The sequence below is a fragment of the Rhizobacter sp. Root1221 genome, from assembly GCF_001425785.1.
Classification (GTDB): domain Bacteria; phylum Pseudomonadota; class Gammaproteobacteria; order Burkholderiales; family Burkholderiaceae_C; genus Rhizobacter.
Genome location: NZ_LMDI01000047.1, coordinates 1 through 16,985 on the forward strand (window position 1 = coordinate 1; position 16,985 = coordinate 16,985).

Genomic DNA, 16,985 nt, shown 5'->3' on the forward strand with positions numbered 1-16,985 from the left:
TCGTAGGCCTTGGCTTCACCGCCGAAGGCCTTGCTCAGCACCGTCGTGATCGCGGCGGTCAGCGTCGTCTTGCCATGGTCCACGTGACCGATGGTGCCGACGTTGACGTGCGGCTTGGTCCGTTCGAATTTACCTTTTGCCATTTCAGAATCTCCAGAAAAAGAGCAGTGCCAGTGCGATGTTTAAGGTCTCCGTCCGGGTGTTGACTCGTGTGCCACTGGCAGCACACGGCACCTGACCGAAGACCGGCTTGGTTCTAGCGCGAAGGTCCGGCGGGTGCCGGACTTTCGTTGTTTTCTTCGTTGTCCGTTCGGGACCCCGGCCTCCGCCGGGGTGATCCCGGGGGCCCTTCAGCCCCCTTGGATCACTTCGCGCGAGCGGTGATGATCGCGTCGACCACGTTCTTCGGAGCTTCGGCGTAGTGCTTGAACTCCATCGTGTACGTGGCGCGGCCTTGCGACATCGAGCGCAGCGTGGTGGAGTAGCCGAACATTTCCGACAAAGGCACTTCGGCCTTGATCGACTTGCCGCCACCAGGCATGTCGTCCATGCCTTGCACCATGCCGCGACGGGACGACAGGTCGCCCATCACGTTGCCGGCGTAGTCTTCCGGCGTTTCCACTTCCACGGCCATCATCGGCTCGAGGATCACCGGCGTGGCCTTGCGGCAGCCGTCCTTGAAGCCCAGCGAGGCGGCCATCTTGAACGCGTTTTCGTTCGAGTCCACTTCGTGGTACGAACCGAAGGTCAGCGTGACCTTCACGTCCACGACCGGGTAGCCGGCCAGCACGCCGTTCGGCAGCGAGTCTTCCACGCCCTTCTTGACAGCGGGGATGAATTCGCGCGGCACCACACCACCCTTGATGGCGTCGACGAACTCGAAGCCCTTGCCCGGCTCTTGCGGTTCGATCTTCAGCACGACGTGGCCGTACTGGCCCTTGCCGCCCGACTGGCGAACGAACTTGCCTTCGATGTCCGACACCGCCTTGCGGATGGTTTCGCGGTAGGCCACTTGCGGTTTGCCGACGTTGGCTTCCACGCCGAATTCGCGCTTCATGCGGTCGACGATGATTTCCAGGTGGAGCTCGCCCATGCCGGAAATGATGGTCTGGCCCGACTCTTCGTCGGTGCGCACGCGGAACGACGGGTCTTCCTGGGCCAGGCGGCCGAGGGCGATGCCCATCTTTTCCTGGTCGGCCTTGGTCTTCGGCTCGACGGCCTGCGAGATCACCGGCTCCGGGAAGATCATCTTTTCCAGCGTGATGATGGCGTCCGGGTCGCACAGGGTTTCGCCCGTGGTGACTTCCTTCAGGCCCACGCAGGCGGCGATGTCGCCGGCCAGAATTTCCTTGATTTCTTCACGCTGGTTGGCGTGCATCTGCAGGATCCGGCCGATGCGCTCTTTCTTGCCGCGGATCGGGTTGTAGACCGAGTCGCCCGACTTCAGCACGCCCGAGTACACGCGAACGAACGTCAGCTGGCCGACGTACGGGTCGGTCATCAGCTTGAATGCCAGCGCGGCGAACTTCTCGTCGTCCGCAGCACGGCGGGTGACTTCCTTCTCGTCATCATCGGTGCCAGGAACCGGCGGGATGTCGATCGGGGACGGCATGAAGTCGATCACGCCGTCGAGCATGCGCTGCACGCCCTTGTTCTTGAAGGCGGTGCCGCAGAACATCGGCTGGATTTCAGCAGCGATGGTGCGCGTGCGGATGCCCAGCTTGATCTCGTCTTCGGACAGTTCGCCCGATTCGAGGTACTTGTTCATCATCTCTTCGCTGGACTCTGCAGCGGCTTCGATGAGGTTCTCGCGCCATTTCTTGGCTTCGGCGAGCAGGTCGGCCGGGATCTCTTCGTAGTTGAACTTCATGCCCTGGGACGCTTCGTCCCAGATGATGGCCTTCATCTTGATGAGGTCGATCACGCCCGTGAAGTTCTCTTCGGCGCCGATCGGCAGCACGACGGGAACCGGGTTCGCGCGCAGGCGAACCTTCATCTGGTCGTAGACCTTGTAGAAGTTCGCGCCCGTGCGGTCCATCTTGTTGACGAACGCGAGACGGGGAACCTTGTACTTGTTGGCCTGGCGCCAAACGGTTTCCGACTGCGGTTGCACACCACCCACGGCGCAGTACACCATGCAGGCACCGTCCAGCACGCGCATCGAACGCTCCACCTCGATGGTGAAGTCGACGTGCCCGGGGGTGTCGATGATGTTGATGCGGTGCTCGGGATGGTTCAGTTCCATGCCCTTCCAGAAGCAGGTGGTCGCCGCGGAGGTGATCGTGATGCCACGCTCCTGCTCCTGCTCCATCCAGTCCATCGTTGCGGCGCCGTCGTGCACCTCACCGATCTTGTGGTTCACACCGGTGTAGTACAGGATGCGCTCGGTCGTCGTGGTCTTGCCGGCGTCGATGTGCGCCGAGATGCCGATGTTGCGATAGCGCTCGATGGGGGTCTTGCGGGCCATGGTGGCACTCCAGAAACTGAAACGCGCCCGGCGGCCAAAAAGGCCGAACGGGCTGCGTCGGGACTAAAAATTTAGAAGCGGAAGTGAGAGAAGGCCTTGTTGGCTTCAGCCATGCGGTGCACTTCGTCGCGCTTCTTCATCGCACCACCACGGCCTTCGACGGCTTCGAGCAGCTCGTTCGCGAGGCGCTGGGCCATCGACTTTTCGCCGCGCTTGCGGGCGGATTCCTTCAACCAGCGCATGGCCAGGGCCACGCGGCGGACGGGACGAACTTCCACGGGAACTTGGTAGTTCGCACCGCCAACGCGGCGTGACTTCACTTCGACCATCGGCTTGATGTTGTTCAGCGCGACCGTGAAGATTTCGAGCGGGTCCTTGCCCGACTTCTTTTCGACCTGCTCCAGCGCACCGTAGATGATGCGTTCAGCAACGGCCTTCTTGCCCGATTCCATGATGACGTTCATGAACTTGGACAGATCGATGGACCCGAACTTCGGATCAGGCAGGATTTCCCGTTTGGGGACTTCGCGACGACGAGGCATTTCTCTTCCTTCAGCTTCAGTTGGTGCTGCGTTTCCGCTGCACCGCGGACACCCACGCTCCGGATGCCCACTTACTTGGCGGCCACGAGGGGCTCACCACAATCACAGCGAGCTTGACGCTCCACCGTGACAACTTGATTTTCCGCTCACAACGGATCCGATGCGGATCCCAAGGCCTTTGACGATCAGGCCTTCTTCGGGCGCTTCGCGCCGTACTTGGAACGCGACTGCTTGCGGTCTTTCACGCCTTGCAAGTCGAGCGAACCGCGCACGATGTGGTAACGCACACCCGGCAAGTCCTTCACCCGGCCGCCACGAACCAGCACGACGCTGTGTTCCTGGAGGTTGTGGCCTTCGCCACCGATGTAGGAAATGATTTCGAAGCCGTTGGTGAGGCGAACCTTGGCGACCTTGCGGAGCGCAGAGTTCGGCTTCTTCGGCGTCGTGGTGTACACGCGAGTGCACACGCCACGGCGCTGGGGGCCACCCTGCAGCGCCGGCGATTTGGACTTCGTGACCTCGGTCTCGCGACCGTGACGCACGAGTTGGTTGATAGTAGGCATTTGGTAACTTGTTCCCGTTTGAAGTCACACGGCGCCCACAGACACCGAACCGGAGGTTCAGCGTGGCTGGAGGCGCTTTGAGCTTGTCTTTCCCATCAGAATGCCGAGCCTTCGCCGGGCGTTGAAACCCGGAAGTCAGCCCGAAGCCGCAAGCGATTGCGGTGAGCCGCCCGACAAAGAGCGCAGCAAAATCTGCTGAAAAGCCTGCGATTATATGGCTGGGGGCAAAGTGCCGCAAGCAACCCCGGGGCTTCCCGAGGATTCCCGTGCGCTGGCGCCCTGTGTTGACCCAACTTTTCGCAACCCGATGCGTGATTTTGTCGCGCTGCCGCCACCGTGTCACTTCCCCTGTCCCCGTCCCCGCCATTGCCCAGCCCACCGGCCGTCGTGCTCGACACCAACGTCATCTTCGACTGGCTGGTGTTCCGCAACCCGGGCTGTGCCCCACTGGTGGCGGCACTGGAGGGCGGTCGGCTGCAGTGGATTGCCACCATCGCAATGCGTGACGAGCTCGCGCACGTACTGTCTCGCGGCGTGGCGAGCGCCTACTCTCCGAACCGGGAGCAGATCGAAGCCACCTGGAGTCGCCTCGCCCGGCTGGTCGAACCGCCGTTGCCCACGCTCGTGCCGCGGCTGCGGTGCACCGACACCGACGACCAGAAGTTCATCGACCTGGCCTTGCACCAAGCCCGCTGGTTGATCTCACGCGACCGGGCGGTGTTGAAACTGGGCAAACGGGCCGCGGCGCTGGGGGTGACCTTCACCACGCCGGAGCGTTGGGTGGATCCTGGCGCCTGAGGCGGGCCGAAAAAAAGGGTGGCCGAAGCCACCCTTTTGATCGAACGGAAGCAGGCGCTTACTCGGACGCGTCCGGCGTGGCGTCCGCCGTCGTGTCGATCGAGTCGGCCGAAGCGAACTCGGCGGCTTCCGCCAGCGAGATCGCACGGCGCTCGGCGTCGTCCAGCTCTTCCTTGACCTTGCGGGCGTCGTGGAAGGCCATGCCGGTGCCGGCGGGGATCAGGCGACCCACGATGACGTTTTCCTTCAGGCCACGCAGCTCGTCGCGCTTGCCCATGATGGCAGCCTCGGTGAGCACGCGCGTGGTTTCCTGGAAGGACGCCGCGGAGATGAAGCTGTCGGTGGACAGCGACGCCTTCGTGATGCCCAGCAGCACGTCGCTGTGGGTGGCGATCAGCTTGCCTTCCGAACGCAGGCGGTCGTTCGTGTCGAGCAGTTCCGAACGCTCCACTTGTTCGTTGGCGATGTAGGTGCTGTCACCCGGGTCGACGATCTGGACGCGGCGCAGCATCTGGCGAACGATCACCTCGATGTGCTTGTCGTTGATCTTCACACCCTGCAGGCGGTACACGTCCTGCACTTCGTCGACGATGTAGCGCGCCAGTTCCTCGATGCCCAGCAGGCGCAGGATGTCCTGCGGGTCCGCCGGACCGTCGACGATGGATTCGCCCTTGTTGACCACCTGGCCTTCGTGCACCAGGATGTTCTTTTCCTTGGCGACGAGTTCCTCGTAGACCTTGCCTTCCGGATCGGTGATCTGCAGGCGAACCTTGCCCTTGGTCTCCTTGCCGAACGACACCGTGCCGGTCATCTCGGCCAGCGTGCCCTTGTCCTTCGGCGTGCGCGCCTCGAACAGTTCGGCCACGCGCGGCAGACCGCCGGTGATGTCACGGGTCTTCTGGCCTTCGACCGGGATCCGTGCCAGCACTTCACCCGGCGCCAGGTCCTGGCCGTCGCGGATCTGGATCAGCGAGCCCACCGGGAAGCCGATGGTCACCGAGTGGTCGGTGCCCGGGATCTTCACTTCGTTGCCCGACGGGTCGAGCAGCTTGACCTGCGGACGAACCACCTTCAGTGCACCACGGCGCTTCGCGTCGATGACGACCAGGGTCGACAGGCCGGTCACTTCGTCGAGCTGCTTCGCCACGGTCAGGCCTTCTTCGACGTTCTCGAAGACGGCACGGCCGGCGAACTCGGTGATGATCGGGCGGGTCAGCGGATCCCACGTGGCGAGCACCAGGCCAGCCTTGATCTGCTGGTCGGCCTTGATGTTCAGCACGGCGCCGTACGGCACCTTGTGGCGTTCGCGCTCGCGGCCGTGCGGGTCCGAGACGACGATTTCGCCGGAACGCGAAATCACCACCAGGTCGCCCTTGCCGTTCGTCACGTACCGCATCGTGGCGTTGAAGCCGATGATGCCGTCCGACTTCGCATCGACGCTCGAAGCCACCGCCGCACGCGACGCCGCACCACCGATGTGGAACGTGCGCATCGTCAGCTGCGTGCCCGGCTCGCCGATCGACTGTGCCGCGATCACACCCACGGCTTCGCCGCGGTTCACGAGGCCGCCACGGCCCAGGTCGCGGCCGTAGCAGCGGCCGCAGAGGCCGAAACGCGTGTCGCAGGTGAGCGCCGTGCGCACCTTGACTTCGTCGACGCCGGCGGCTTCGAGGCCGTCCAGCGTGTCTTCGTCGAGCATCCTGCCCGGCGGCAGCAGCACCTCACCCGTTTCCGGGTGCTGCACTTCGATCGCGGTCACGCGGCCGAGGATGCGGTCGCGCAGGCTTTCGATGACTTCGCCGCCCTCGACCAGCGCGCGCATGTTCATGCCGTTCTGGGTGCCGCAGTCGTCTTCGGTGACCACCAGATCCTGGGTCACGTCGACGAGACGGCGGGTCAGGTAGCCCGAGTTCGCGGTCTTCAGTGCCGTGTCCGCGAGACCCTTCCGGGCGCCGTGGGTGGAAATGAAGTACTGCAGAACGTTCAGGCCTTCACGGAAGTTCGCCGTGATGGGGGTCTCGATGATCGAGCCGTCAGGCTTGGCCATCAGGCCCCGCATGCCGGCCAGCTGGCGGATCTGCGCGGCGGAACCGCGGGCACCGGAGTCGGCCATCATGTAGATGGAGTTGAACGACTCCTGGTCCACGGTGTTGCCGTGGCGGTCGATGGTCTTCTGCTTGGACAGCTGGCTCATCATGACCTTGCCGACTTCGTCGCCGGTCTTGCCCCAGATGTCCACGACCTTGTTGTAGCGTTCGCCGGCGGTCACGAGACCCGAGACGTACTGCTGCTCGATCTCTTTCACTTCCTTCTCGGCGCGCTCGATCAGCATGTGCTTTTCCTTCGGCACGAGCATGTCGTCGATCGCGATCGAGATGCCGGCGCGCGTGGCCAGGCGGAAGCCCGACTGGAGCAGCTTGTCGGCGAACACGACCGTTTCCTTCAGACCGCACTTGCGGAACGAGGTGTTGATCAGGCGCGAGATTTCCTTCTTCTTCAGCGCCTTGTTGATGTTCGAGAACGGCAGGCCCTTCGGCAGGATCTCGCTCAACAGGGCACGGCCCACGGTGGTGTCGACGAGCTTGGTCTCCGGCACGAACTCGCCGGTTTCCTTGTCCTTCGTCCACTCGGTCAGGCGCACGCTGATCTTCGCGGTGACTTCCACCTGCGCGTTGTCGAGTGCGCGCTGCACTTCGATCACGTCGGAGAAGATGATGCCTTCGCCCTTGCCGTTGATGCGCTCGCGCGTGGCGTAGTACAGGCCCAGCACCACGTCTTGCGACGGCACGATCGACGGTTCGCCGTTGGCCGGGAACAGCACGTTGTTGGAGGCCAGCATCAGCGTGCGGGCTTCCATCTGCGCTTCAATGGACAGCGGCACGTGGACGGCCATCTGGTCACCGTCGAAGTCGGCGTTGAAGGCCGCGCAGACGAGCGGGTGCAGCTGGATGGCCTTGCCTTCGATCAGCACCGGCTCGAACGCCTGGATGCCCAGGCGGTGCAGCGTCGGCGCGCGGTTCAGCATGACCGGGTGTTCCTTGATGACTTCTTCAAGGATGTCCCACACCACCGGCGTGCCCGATTCCACTTCCTTCTTCGCCGCCTTGATGGTGGTGGCAATGCCCATGGCTTCCAGGCGCGAGAAGATGAACGGCTTGAACAGCTCGAGCGCCATCAGCTTCGGCAGGCCGCACTGGTGCAGCTTGAGCGTGGGGCCCACCACGATGACCGAACGGCCAGAGTAGTCGACGCGCTTGCCCAGCAAGTTCTGGCGGAAGCGGCCGCTCTTGCCCTTGATCATGTCGGCGAGCGACTTCAGCGCGCGCTTGTTCGCACCGGTCATCGCCTTGCCGCGGCGGCCGTTGTCGAGCAGCGAGTCGACGGCTTCCTGCAGCATGCGCTTTTCGTTGCGCACGATGATCTCGGGCGCCTTCAGCTCGAGCAGGCGGGCCAGGCGGTTGTTGCGGTTGATGACACGACGGTAGAGGTCGTTCAGGTCCGACGTGGCGAAACGGCCGCCGTCCAGCGGCACCAGCGGACGCAGGTCCGGCGGCAGCACGGGCAGCACGTTCATCACCATCCACTGCGGCTTGATGCCCGACTTCTTGAAGGCTTCCATCACCTTCAGGCGCTTGGAGTTCTTCTTGACCTTCAGCTCGGAGCCGGTCATGTCGCCGCGCAGGCGTTCGGCCTCGATGTCGAGGTCGATCTCGGCGAGCAGCTTCTGCACGCCTTCGGCGCCCATCAGCGCGATGAATTCGTCGCCGAATTCCGTGCGCTTCTGGTCGTAGTCGTCTTCGGACATGATGCTGAACTTCTTCAGCGGGGTCATGCCCGGGTCCACCACCACGTACGCTTCGAAGTACAGCACGCGCTCGATGTCGCGCAGCGTCATGTCGAGCACGAGGCCCAGGCGCGACGGCAGCGACTTCAGGAACCAGATGTGCGCGCAGGGCGCGGCCAGGTCGATGTGACCCATGCGCTCGCGGCGAACCTTGGTCTGCGTGACTTCAACGCCGCACTTCTCGCAGATCACGCCACGGTGCTTCAGGCGCTTGTACTTGCCGCACAGGCACTCGTAGTCCTTGATCGGGCCGAAGATCTTGGCGCAGAACAGGCCGTCACGCTCGGGCTTGAACGTGCGGTAGTTGATGGTCTCCGGCTTCTTGACTTCGCCGAAGGACCACGACCGAATTTTCTCGGGGGAAGCCAGTCCGATCTTGATGGCATCGAAATGCTCATCAGGGGTGAACTGGCGGAAGAGATCAAGCAAACCCTTCATACATCTCTCCTTTAGTTGCGCTCGAGTTCAATGTCGATACCGAGCGAACGGATCTCTTTGACCAGCACGTTGAACGACTCCGGCATGCCGGCTTCGATGGCGTGCTCGCCCTTGACGATGCTCTCGTACACCTTGGTGCGGCCGTTCACGTCGTCGGACTTCACGGTCAGCATTTCCTGCAGCACGTAGGACGCGCCGTAGGCTTCCAGGGCCCACACTTCCATTTCGCCGAACCGCTGACCACCGAACTGGGCCTTGCCGCCCAGCGGTTGTTGCGTGACCAGCGAGTACGGGCCGGTGGAACGGGCGTGCATCTTGTCGTCGACCAAGTGGTGCAGCTTGAGCACGTGCATGTAGCCGATCGTGACGGGGCGCTCGAAGGCGTCACCGGTGCGGCCGTCGTACAGCTGGGCCTGGGTGCGCGTATCGGTCAGGCCCTTGGCCTTGGCGATGTCGTCCGGGTAGGCCAGCTTGAGCATGCCGCGGATCTCTTCTTCCTTCGCACCGTCGAACACCGGCGTCGCGAACGGCACGCCCTTGGTCAGGTTGCGCGACATCTCGAGGATCTCGGCATCGCTCAGGTGATCCAGGCGCTCGGTCTTGCCGCCCGACTTGTTGTACAGCTCGTCGAGGAACGAACGCAGCTCGGAGACCTTCGCCTGTTCCTGCAGCAGGTTGCCGATGCGCTGGCCGATGCCCTTGCCGGCCCAGCCGAGGTGAACCTCGAGCACCTGCCCGACGTTCATCCGCGACGGCACGCCCAGCGGGTTCAGCACGATGTCGCACGGGGTGCCATCGGCCATGTAGGGCATGTCTTCGACCGGGTTGATCTTGGAGACCACACCCTTGTTGCCGTGACGGCCGGCCATCTTGTCGCCAGGCTGCAGGCGGCGCTTGACGGCCAGGTACACCTTGACCATCTTGAGCACGCCCGCGGGCAGCTCGTCGCCTTGCGTGAGCTTCTTGCGCTTTTCTTCGAACGCGAGGTCGAAGCTGTGGCGCGTCTGCTCCAGCGAGTTCTTGATGGACTCGAGTTGGTTGGCGATGTCGTCTTCCGACGGACGGATGTCGAACCAGTGGTAACGCTCGACGCTGGCCAGGTACGGCTTGTCGATGGCGGTGCCCTTGACGATCTTCTGCGGACCGCCGTTGGCGATGCGGCCGACCAGGAGCTTCTCGATCCGGTCGAACGCGTCGGCTTCCACGATGCGCAGCTGGTCGTTCAGGTCGAGGCGGTAGCGCTTGAGTTCATCGTCGATGATCTGCTGGGCGCGCTTGTCGCGGACGATGCCTTCACGGGTGAAGACCTGCACGTCGATGACGGTGCCGCTCGTGCCTTGGTCGACACGCAGCGACGTGTCCTTCACGTCGGAAGCCTTCTCGCCGAAGATGGCGCGAAGCAGCTTCTCTTCCGGCGTCAGCGTGGTCTCGCCCTTCGGCGTGACCTTGCCCACCAGCGTGTCGCCCGGGTTCACTTCGGCACCCACGTACACGATGCCCGATTCGTCCAGGCGGGCCAGTTGCTGCTCGCTCAGGTTCGGGATGTCGCGCGTGATTTCCTCGGAGCCGAGCTTGGTGTCGCGCGCCATCACCACCAGTTCCTCGATGTGGATCGAGGTGTAGCGGTCTTCGGCGATGACACGTTCGCTGATCAGGATCGAGTCTTCGAAGTTGTAGCCGTTCCAGGGCATGAACGCGACCAGCATGTTCTGGCCGAGGGCCAGTTCGCCGATGTCGGTGGACGCGCCGTCGGCGATGATGTCTTCCGCCGCGACCAGGTCACCGCGCTTGACGATCGGGCGCTGGTGGATGTTCGTGTTCTGGTTGGAACGCTGGTACTTGATCAGGTTGTAGATGTCGACGCCGACTTCACCCGCGACCGTTTCCTTGTCATTGACACGGATCACGATGCGGTTGGTGTCGACGTAGTCCACCACACCACCGCGGCGGGCTGCCACGACGGTGCCGGAGTCTTTCGCGGCCACGCGTTCCACACCGGTACCGACCAGCGCCTTTTCAGGACGCAGGGTAGGCACAGCCTGGCGCTGCATGTTGGCGCCCATCAGTGCGCGGTTCGCATCGTCGTGCTCGAGGAACGGCACGAGCGAGGCGGCAACCGACACGATCTGGGTGGGGGCGACGTCCATGTACTGGATGCGCTCGGCCGAGGTCAGCACCGATTCGCCGTTGTCACGGGCGCTCACCAGTTCGTCGATCAGGCGGCCTTCACCGTCCAGCGTGGCGCTGGCCTGGGCGATGACGTACTTGCCTTCCTCGATGGCCGACAGGTAGTCGATCTGGTTGGTCACCTTGCCTTCGGTCACGCGACGGTACGGCGTCTCGAGGAAGCCGTATTCGTTCAGCTGGGCGTACAGCGCGAGCGAGTTGATCAGGCCGATGTTCGGGCCTTCAGGCGTTTCGATCGGGCACACGCGGCCGTAGTGGGTCGGGTGCACGTCACGGACTTCGAAGCCGGCACGTTCGCGGGTCAGGCCGCCCGGGCCCAGGGCCGAGACACGGCGCTTGTGCGTGATCTCGGAGAGCGGGTTGGTCTGGTCCATGAACTGCGACAGCTGCGACGCACCGAAGAACTCCTTGAGCGCCGCGGAGATCGGCTTGGAGTTGATCAGGTCGTGCGGCATCAGCGCTTCGGTCTCGGCCTGGCCGAGGCGTTCCTTGACGGCCTTCTCGATGCGGGCGAGGCCGCTGCGGTACTGGTTCTCGGCCAGTTCGCCGACACAACGCACACGGCGGTTGCCGAGGTGGTCGATGTCGTCCACTTCGCCGCGGCCGTTGCGCAGTTCGACGAGGATCTTCACCACGTCGAGGATGTCGTCGTTGCTGAGGGTCATGGGACCGTCAGCGGTGTCGCGGCCCACGCGGGCGTTGAACTTCATGCGGCCCACGCGCGACAGGTCGTACGTGTCGGCGTTGTAGAACAGCCGGTTGAAGAGGGCCTCGACGGCGTCTTCGGTGGGCGGTTCGCCAGGGCGCATCATGCGGTAGATGGCAACGCGCGCGGCCAGCTGGTCGGCCGTTTCATCGGTCGACAGCGTCTGCGAGATGTAGGCACCTTCGTCCAGCTCGTTGGTGTACAGGCACTGGAGGTCCTTCACACCCGACTGACGCAGCTTCTTCAGCAACATCTCGGTCAGTTCGTCGTTGGCCTTCGCGATGATCTCGCCCGTGTCCGGGTCGACCATGTTGCGTGCCACCACGCGGCCCACGAGGAAGTCCTCGGGCACGCTGATGAACTGGGTTTCCGACTGTTCGATCTGGCGCGTGTGGCGCGCCGTGATGCGCTTGTCCTTTTCGACCACGACGGCGCCGTTTTTGTCGGTGATGTCGAATCGGGCAATTTCGCCACGGAGGCGGTCCGCGACAAACTCCATCTGGGCACCGGAGTCCATCAAGCGGAAATTGTCGAACACGAAGAAGTGCGCGAGGATCGATTCCGGATTCAGGCCGATGGCCTTCAGCAGGATCGTCACGGGCATCTTGCGGCGACGGTCGACGCGGAAGTACAGGATGTCCTTCGGGTCGAATTCGAAGTCGAGCCACGAGCCACGGTAAGGGATGATCCGCGCCGAGAACAGCAGCTTGCCGCTCGAGTGGGTCTTGCCCTTGTCGTGTTCGAAGAACACGCCCGGCGAACGGTGCAGCTGCGACACGATGACGCGCTCGGTGCCGTTCACGATGAAGGAGCCGTAGTCGGTCATCAGGGGCACTTCGCCCATGTAGACCTCTTGCTCCTTGATCTCCTTGACGGTCTTCGCCTGGGGCGATTCACGGTCATAGATGATCATCTGGAGCTTGGCGCGCACGGCCGCCGCGTAGGTGAGCCCGCGCAGCTGGCACTCCCGCGTGTCGAACGCGGGTTTGGCCATGTTGAACTCGATGAATTTCATCTCGACGAAGCCATTGTGGGAAACAATGGGGAACGCGGAGATGAACGCGGCCTGCAGGCCCTCGGGCTTGCGCTTCTGCGGAGGAATGTCCTTTTGCAGGAAAGCAACGTACGACTCCTTCTGCATCGTCAGCAGATAGGGGACGTTCAAGACATTTTCGCGTTTACCGAAGCTCTTGCGGATTCGCTTGCGCTCGGTATAGCTGTAGGGGGTTGTTTGCTGCGCCATATGTGATTTCTCACTCCGTCTCAGGGAACGATGCCCGGGCCCAGGGCTCCGTCCCCGAAGGCGACTGTCTTTCGAACCTTGCGTTCGAAGCTTGGTGGTTGGCCACTACCAACCGCTGGCGGACAACCCCGGCATTGCACCGAGGCCCGACCAAACCCGTTCTCTGCAGTCGGATCAGAGAACACTTGAAAAAGCCTTTGATTGTCAATCGAAAGGCTTTTTCAGGTGTTCTCCCAGGGAAAAGACCCTTGACAGAGCCTGCCCCCTGGAAGCACAAAAGGCTGGGGGCCTTGTCGGCACCCAGCCCCCTGCACAGAACGCAATTACTTGAGTTCTGCCTTGGCGCCGGCTTCCACCAGCTTCTTGACTGCGGCTTCGGCGTCGGCCTTGGCGATGGCTTCCTTGACGTTCTTCGGAGCGCCGTCGACCAGGTCCTTGGCTTCCTTGAGGCCCAGGCCCGTCAGTTCGCGCACGGCCTTGATGACCGACACCTTGTTCGCGCCGGCTTCGAGCAGCACGACGTTGAATTCGGTCTTCTCTTCAACGACAGCAGCAGCAGCACCGCCGCCGCCAGCCGGGGCGGCCACGGCTGCAGCCGACACGCCGAACTTCTCTTCGATGGCCTTGACCAGTTCGTTGAGTTCGAGGACGGACATAGCGTCCAGGGAGGACAGGAAAGCGTCTTTATCGAATGCCATTTTGGGTTCCTAGATGGATAGGTGAATGTTGAATCGGAAGATCAGGCTGCAGCGGGGGCTTCTTCGGCTGCCGGCGCTTCGGCGCCGCCACCCTTCTTGTCCGCCACGGCGACGAGGGCGCGGGCGAAACGCGCGATCGGGGACTGGAGCAGCCCGGCGATCTGCGTCAGCAGCACTTCCTTCGACGGCACAGCGGCAAGGGCCTTCACGCCATCGGCGGTCAGGACCTTGCCATTCAAAGCGCCTGCTTTGACGACGAGCTTGTCGTTGCCCTTGGCAAAGTCAGCGATAACTTTGGCCGCGGCGACAGCGTCTTCCGAAAAACCGTAGATCAGCGGGCCGACCATGCTCTCCGAAGCCACCTCGAAGGGCGTACCGGCAACGGCGCGACGAGCCAGGGTGTTCTTCAGCACGTGAAGGTACACGCCCTTTTCGCGAGCCTGCTTGCGCAGTGCGTCCAGGTGAGCGACGGTGAGGCCACGGTACTCAGCCAGCGCGAGCGTCTGCGACTTGGCCGCTTGGGCCGCCACATCCGTCACGACGGTTGCTTTCTCGTTGCGATTGAGACTCAAGGTCTACTCCTCACATCTCGTGCCTTTGGCCGAACCCTTTCGGGACCGCCCTCCGGCACACTCAAGTTCAGCGACCTTCTGTCCAGGAACCCATCCAGGGGATTCATTCCTTTTCAGCGGGACCGCCATCTGCGCGGGCTCACCAACCGCCCCTTGCGGGACCATTGCGTGGATTAAGCGGCTTGCGCCGCACCTGCGGTCTTGGATGACCCGGGCCCGGAGTTGCCTCCAGGCCCGGCCCACCAAACTCCTCGGGTTCGCGCCAGACTCGCGCGAACCTTCAATTCGGATCAGTTCGACGCGGCAGCGGCGATGGACGCCACATCGACGCGGGCGCCAACGCCCATCGTCGACGACACGGCGACCTTGCGCAGGTACACACCCTTGCTCGACGCCGGCTTGGCCTTGTTCAGGGCTTCGACGAGCGCGCGGAGGTTGCCCACCAGCTTGTCGGAGTCGAACGAACGGCGACCGATGGTCGAGTGCACGATGCCGGCCTTGTCGACACGGAACTGCACCTGGCCGGCCTTCGCGTTGCGAACGGCTTGGGCGACGTCGGGCGTCACGGTGCCGACCTTCGGGTTCGGCATCAGGCCGCGCGGGCCGAGGATCTGGCCGAGGGTACCCACGACACGCATCGTGTCCGGGGACGCGATCACGACGTCGAAGTCCATCTTGCCGGCCTTGACTTGTTCAGCCAGGTCTTCCATGCCGACGATGTCAGCACCAGCGGCGCGGGCTTCTTCAGCCTTGGCACCTTGGGCGAACACGGCGACACGCTTGGTCTTGCCGGTGCCGTTCGGCAGCACGACAGCACCACGGACCACTTGGTCCGACTTCTTGGCGTCGATGCCGAGCTGGACGGCCACGTCGATCGATTCGTCGAACTTGGCGGTGGCGAATTCCTTCACCAGGGCCAGTGCGTTGTCGATCGGGTACAGCTTGGTCGACTCGACCTTGCCCACGAGGGCCTTTTGGCGCTTGGTCAGCTTTGCCATGATCAGATCCCTTCCACCGTCACGCCCATCGAACGGGCGGTACCTGCGATCGTGCGAACCCCGGCTTCCAGATCGGCGGCCGTCAGGTCCTTCTGCTTCATCTTCACGATTTCTTCAGCTTGCGCGCGGGTCAGCTTGCCCACCTTGACGGTGTGCGGCGTGCTGGAACCCTTGTCGAGCTTGATCGCCTTCTTGATCAGCACGGTCGCCGGCGGCGACTTGAGGACGAAGGTGAACGACTTGTCCGCGAACGCGGTGATCACCACGGGCAACATCAGGCCCGGTTCGATGCCCTGCGTCTGGGCGTTGAACGCCTTGCAGAACTCCATGATGTTCAGGCCGCGCTGACCCAGCGCCGGACCGACCGGGGGCGACGGGTTTGCTTTGCCCGCCGGAATTTGCAGCTTGATGTAGCCGACAACTTTCTTTGCCATGCTCTAACTCCAGTGAAGGCCCGACTTGCGGGCCCCTGAGTGCTAACGCAAAGGGCTGGTTACCTTTGCTCCTCTTGCCGTCATCTCGTCGACGGCTGGCTACGGGCGGGAAAGGCAGCGCCGTTGCCGGCGTTGCGAGCCTCCCGCCGGGCTCGTGATCAGGACAGGAGGGTCAGACCTTCTCGACTTGCGAGAAGTCCAGCTCGACCGGCGTGGCGCGGCCGAAGATGGTGACCGACACACGGACCTTGGACTTGTCGTAGTTGACGTCTTCCACGGCGCCGTTGAAGTCCGTGAACGGGCCTTCCTTGACGCGCACGGTTTCGCCCACTTCCCACTCGACCTTGGGCCGCGGCTTCTCGACACCCTCTTGCATCTGGGTGACGATCTTCGCGACTTCGGCTTCGGAGATGGGCGACGGGCGGTTCTTCGCGCCGCCGACAAAGCCGGTCACCTTGCTGGTGTGCTTCACCAGGTGCCAGGTGTCATCGGCCATTTCCATCTCGACCAGCACATAGCCCGGGTAGAAGCGGCGCTCGGTGACGGCTTTCTTGCCGTTCTTGAGCTCGACGACTTCTTCCATCGGCACCAGGATGCGGCCGAACTTGTCTTGCATGCCGGCGCGGTCGATGCGCTCGCGCAGGTTGCGCTCGACGGCCTTTTCCATGCCCGAGTAGGCGTGGACGACGTACCAACGCTTGTTGGAAGGCGCAGGTGCCGGAGCAGCGGCGTCGGTGGTCACGATGTCTTCGGTCATCAGTCTTTCCTCAATGCTTCCAACCGAGAATCAGGTCGTACAGCACCCATTCCAGCGTTTTGTCGGTCAGAAACAGGAACAAGGCCATGACGACCACGAACGCGAACACGTAGAGCGTCATTTGCCCGGCTTCCTTGCGGGAGGGCCAGACGACCTTCTTCACTTCGCGAACGGAGTCGCGGCCGAAGGCGATCAGCTGCTTGCCGGGCTCGGACACGAAAAACGTGGCGACGGCGGCAGCCAGCAACACGAGCAGCGCGCCCACGCGCATCCACATGTCCTGCTTGGCGAGGACGTAGAACACGGCCACGGCGGCAATGACCAGGACACCCGCCGCGGCGAGCTTGGCCTTGTCGGCCCCGGTAGAGACCGTTTCGATTTGCGGATTCGACATTTCGCTTCGTCAGATTGTTACAGGCTCACCACCGGCATCCGGCATTTCCGATCACTCGAAACACGGCTGCCTTTCAGCAGCAAAGCCCGCCGGCGTGATGTCACCGTGCGGGCTGCGTGTTCACCAAGTTGCGGGCTTCAGGACCCGTACCTGGCAGGGGCGGGGGGAATCGAACCCACAACCTCTGGTTTTGGAGACCAGCGCTCTGCCAATTGAGCTACACCCCTGTGGAACAGCTATCGAAAATCAGGCGATGATCTTGGCAACCACGCCGGCGCCGACGGTGCGGCCACCTTCACGGATGGCGAAGCGCAGGCCTTCTTCCATCGCGATCGGGTTGATCA

Annotated in this window: 13 protein-coding genes, 1 tRNA gene and 1 pseudogene; 1 reads left to right on the forward strand and 14 read right to left on the reverse strand. The window is 63.1% G+C overall.

Annotated elements, in window-relative coordinates:
- The 4 genes from ASC87_RS25610 to rpsL all read right to left on the reverse strand — a co-directional run.
- A partial coding sequence (locus tag ASC87_RS25610) for a GTP-binding protein (RefSeq protein WP_235582290.1) occupies positions 1–143 on the reverse strand: 143 nt, incomplete at its 3' end.
- 221 nt (positions 144–364) lie between these two features.
- Positions 365–2,467, reverse strand: a complete 2,103-nt coding sequence (gene fusA / locus ASC87_RS25615) for an elongation factor G (protein ID WP_056669620.1) — start codon at positions 2,465–2,467, stop codon at positions 365–367.
- A gap of 71 nt (positions 2,468–2,538) precedes the next feature.
- Complete coding sequence (rpsG, locus tag ASC87_RS25620) at positions 2,539–3,009, reverse strand: 30S ribosomal protein S7 (RefSeq protein WP_056669623.1); 471 nt, start codon at positions 3,007–3,009, stop codon at positions 2,539–2,541.
- Between the two features lie 185 nt (positions 3,010–3,194).
- Positions 3,195–3,572: a 30S ribosomal protein S12 gene (gene rpsL, locus ASC87_RS25625; protein WP_056669625.1), complete on the reverse strand. Its 378-nt coding sequence runs from the start codon at positions 3,570–3,572 to the stop codon at positions 3,195–3,197.
- A gap of 336 nt (positions 3,573–3,908) precedes the next feature.
- On the opposite strand from rpsL, the gene ASC87_RS25630 reads away from it, so the two are divergent.
- Entirely contained in the window at positions 3,909–4,370 is a 462-nt protein-coding gene (locus tag ASC87_RS25630) for a putative toxin-antitoxin system toxin component, PIN family (RefSeq protein ID WP_235582289.1), read from the forward strand.
- 58 nt (positions 4,371–4,428) lie between these two features.
- Here ASC87_RS25630 and rpoC read toward each other — a convergent pair whose 3' ends face one another.
- From rpoC to ASC87_RS31120, 10 genes and pseudogenes are all read right to left on the reverse strand, one after another.
- On the reverse strand, positions 4,429–8,652 hold the full coding sequence (rpoC, locus tag ASC87_RS25635; protein WP_056669630.1) for a DNA-directed RNA polymerase subunit beta': 4,224 nt from the start codon (positions 8,650–8,652) through the stop codon (positions 4,429–4,431).
- Between the two features lie 11 nt (positions 8,653–8,663).
- Positions 8,664–12,788: a DNA-directed RNA polymerase subunit beta gene (gene rpoB, locus ASC87_RS25640; protein WP_056669634.1), complete on the reverse strand. Its 4,125-nt coding sequence runs from the start codon at positions 12,786–12,788 to the stop codon at positions 8,664–8,666.
- Positions 12,789–13,111: 323 nt separating this feature from the next.
- Positions 13,112–13,486 carry a 50S ribosomal protein L7/L12 gene (gene rplL / locus ASC87_RS25645; protein ID WP_056669637.1) on the reverse strand — a complete coding sequence of 125 codons (375 nt, stop codon included), beginning with the start codon at positions 13,484–13,486 and terminating at the stop codon, positions 13,112–13,114.
- Positions 13,487–13,527: 41 nt separating this feature from the next.
- A complete protein-coding gene (gene rplJ, locus ASC87_RS25650) occupies positions 13,528–14,058 on the reverse strand; it encodes a 50S ribosomal protein L10 (protein WP_056669640.1) in 531 nt (176 codons plus the stop codon).
- Between the two features lie 290 nt (positions 14,059–14,348).
- On the reverse strand, positions 14,349–15,056 hold the full coding sequence (gene rplA / locus ASC87_RS25655; protein ID WP_056669643.1) for a 50S ribosomal protein L1: 708 nt from the start codon (positions 15,054–15,056) through the stop codon (positions 14,349–14,351).
- A 2-nt stretch (positions 15,057–15,058) separates the two neighbouring features.
- Positions 15,059–15,490, reverse strand: coding sequence for a 50S ribosomal protein L11 (gene rplK, locus ASC87_RS25660; protein WP_056669646.1), 432 nt, complete (start codon positions 15,488–15,490; stop codon positions 15,059–15,061).
- A gap of 172 nt (positions 15,491–15,662) precedes the next feature.
- Positions 15,663–16,247, reverse strand: a complete 585-nt coding sequence (gene nusG, locus ASC87_RS25665) for a transcription termination/antitermination protein NusG (protein WP_056669648.1) — start codon at positions 16,245–16,247, stop codon at positions 15,663–15,665.
- 10 nt (positions 16,248–16,257) lie between these two features.
- Positions 16,258–16,641, reverse strand: coding sequence for a preprotein translocase subunit SecE (gene secE / locus ASC87_RS25670; RefSeq protein ID WP_056669651.1), 384 nt, complete (start codon positions 16,639–16,641; stop codon positions 16,258–16,260).
- Between the two features lie 151 nt (positions 16,642–16,792).
- A tRNA-Trp gene (locus ASC87_RS25675) sits at positions 16,793–16,868 on the reverse strand.
- Positions 16,869–16,887: 19 nt separating this feature from the next.
- A pseudogene (locus ASC87_RS31120) lies at positions 16,888–16,985 on the reverse strand (elongation factor Tu); the annotation flags it as partial.

Excerpts from the sequence above, each read along its gene's own strand:
- rpsL (WP_056669625.1), bottom strand. The coding sequence starts at position 3,572 with ATGCCTACTATCAACCAACTCGTGCGTCACGGTCGCGAGACCGAGGTC.
- fusA (WP_056669620.1), bottom strand. The coding sequence starts at position 2,467 with ATGGCCCGCAAGACCCCCATCGAGCGCTATCGCAACATCGGCATCTCG.
- rplL (WP_056669637.1), bottom strand. The coding sequence starts at position 13,486 with ATGGCATTCGATAAAGACGCTTTCCTGTCCTCCCTGGACGCTATGTCC.
- rplA (WP_056669643.1), bottom strand. The coding sequence starts at position 15,056 with ATGGCAAAGCTGACCAAGCGCCAAAAGGCCCTCGTGGGCAAGGTCGAG.
- rpoC (WP_056669630.1), bottom strand. The coding sequence starts at position 8,652 with ATGAAGGGTTTGCTTGATCTCTTCCGCCAGTTCACCCCTGATGAGCAT.
- nusG (WP_056669648.1), bottom strand. The coding sequence starts at position 16,247 with ATGACCGAAGACATCGTGACCACCGACGCCGCTGCTCCGGCACCTGCG.
- rpoB (WP_056669634.1), bottom strand. The coding sequence starts at position 12,788 with ATGGCGCAGCAAACAACCCCCTACAGCTATACCGAGCGCAAGCGAATC.
- secE (WP_056669651.1), bottom strand. The coding sequence starts at position 16,641 with ATGTCGAATCCGCAAATCGAAACGGTCTCTACCGGGGCCGACAAGGCC.
- rpsG (WP_056669623.1), bottom strand. The coding sequence starts at position 3,009 with ATGCCTCGTCGTCGCGAAGTCCCCAAACGGGAAATCCTGCCTGATCCG.
- rplK (WP_056669646.1), bottom strand. The coding sequence starts at position 15,490 with ATGGCAAAGAAAGTTGTCGGCTACATCAAGCTGCAAATTCCGGCGGGC.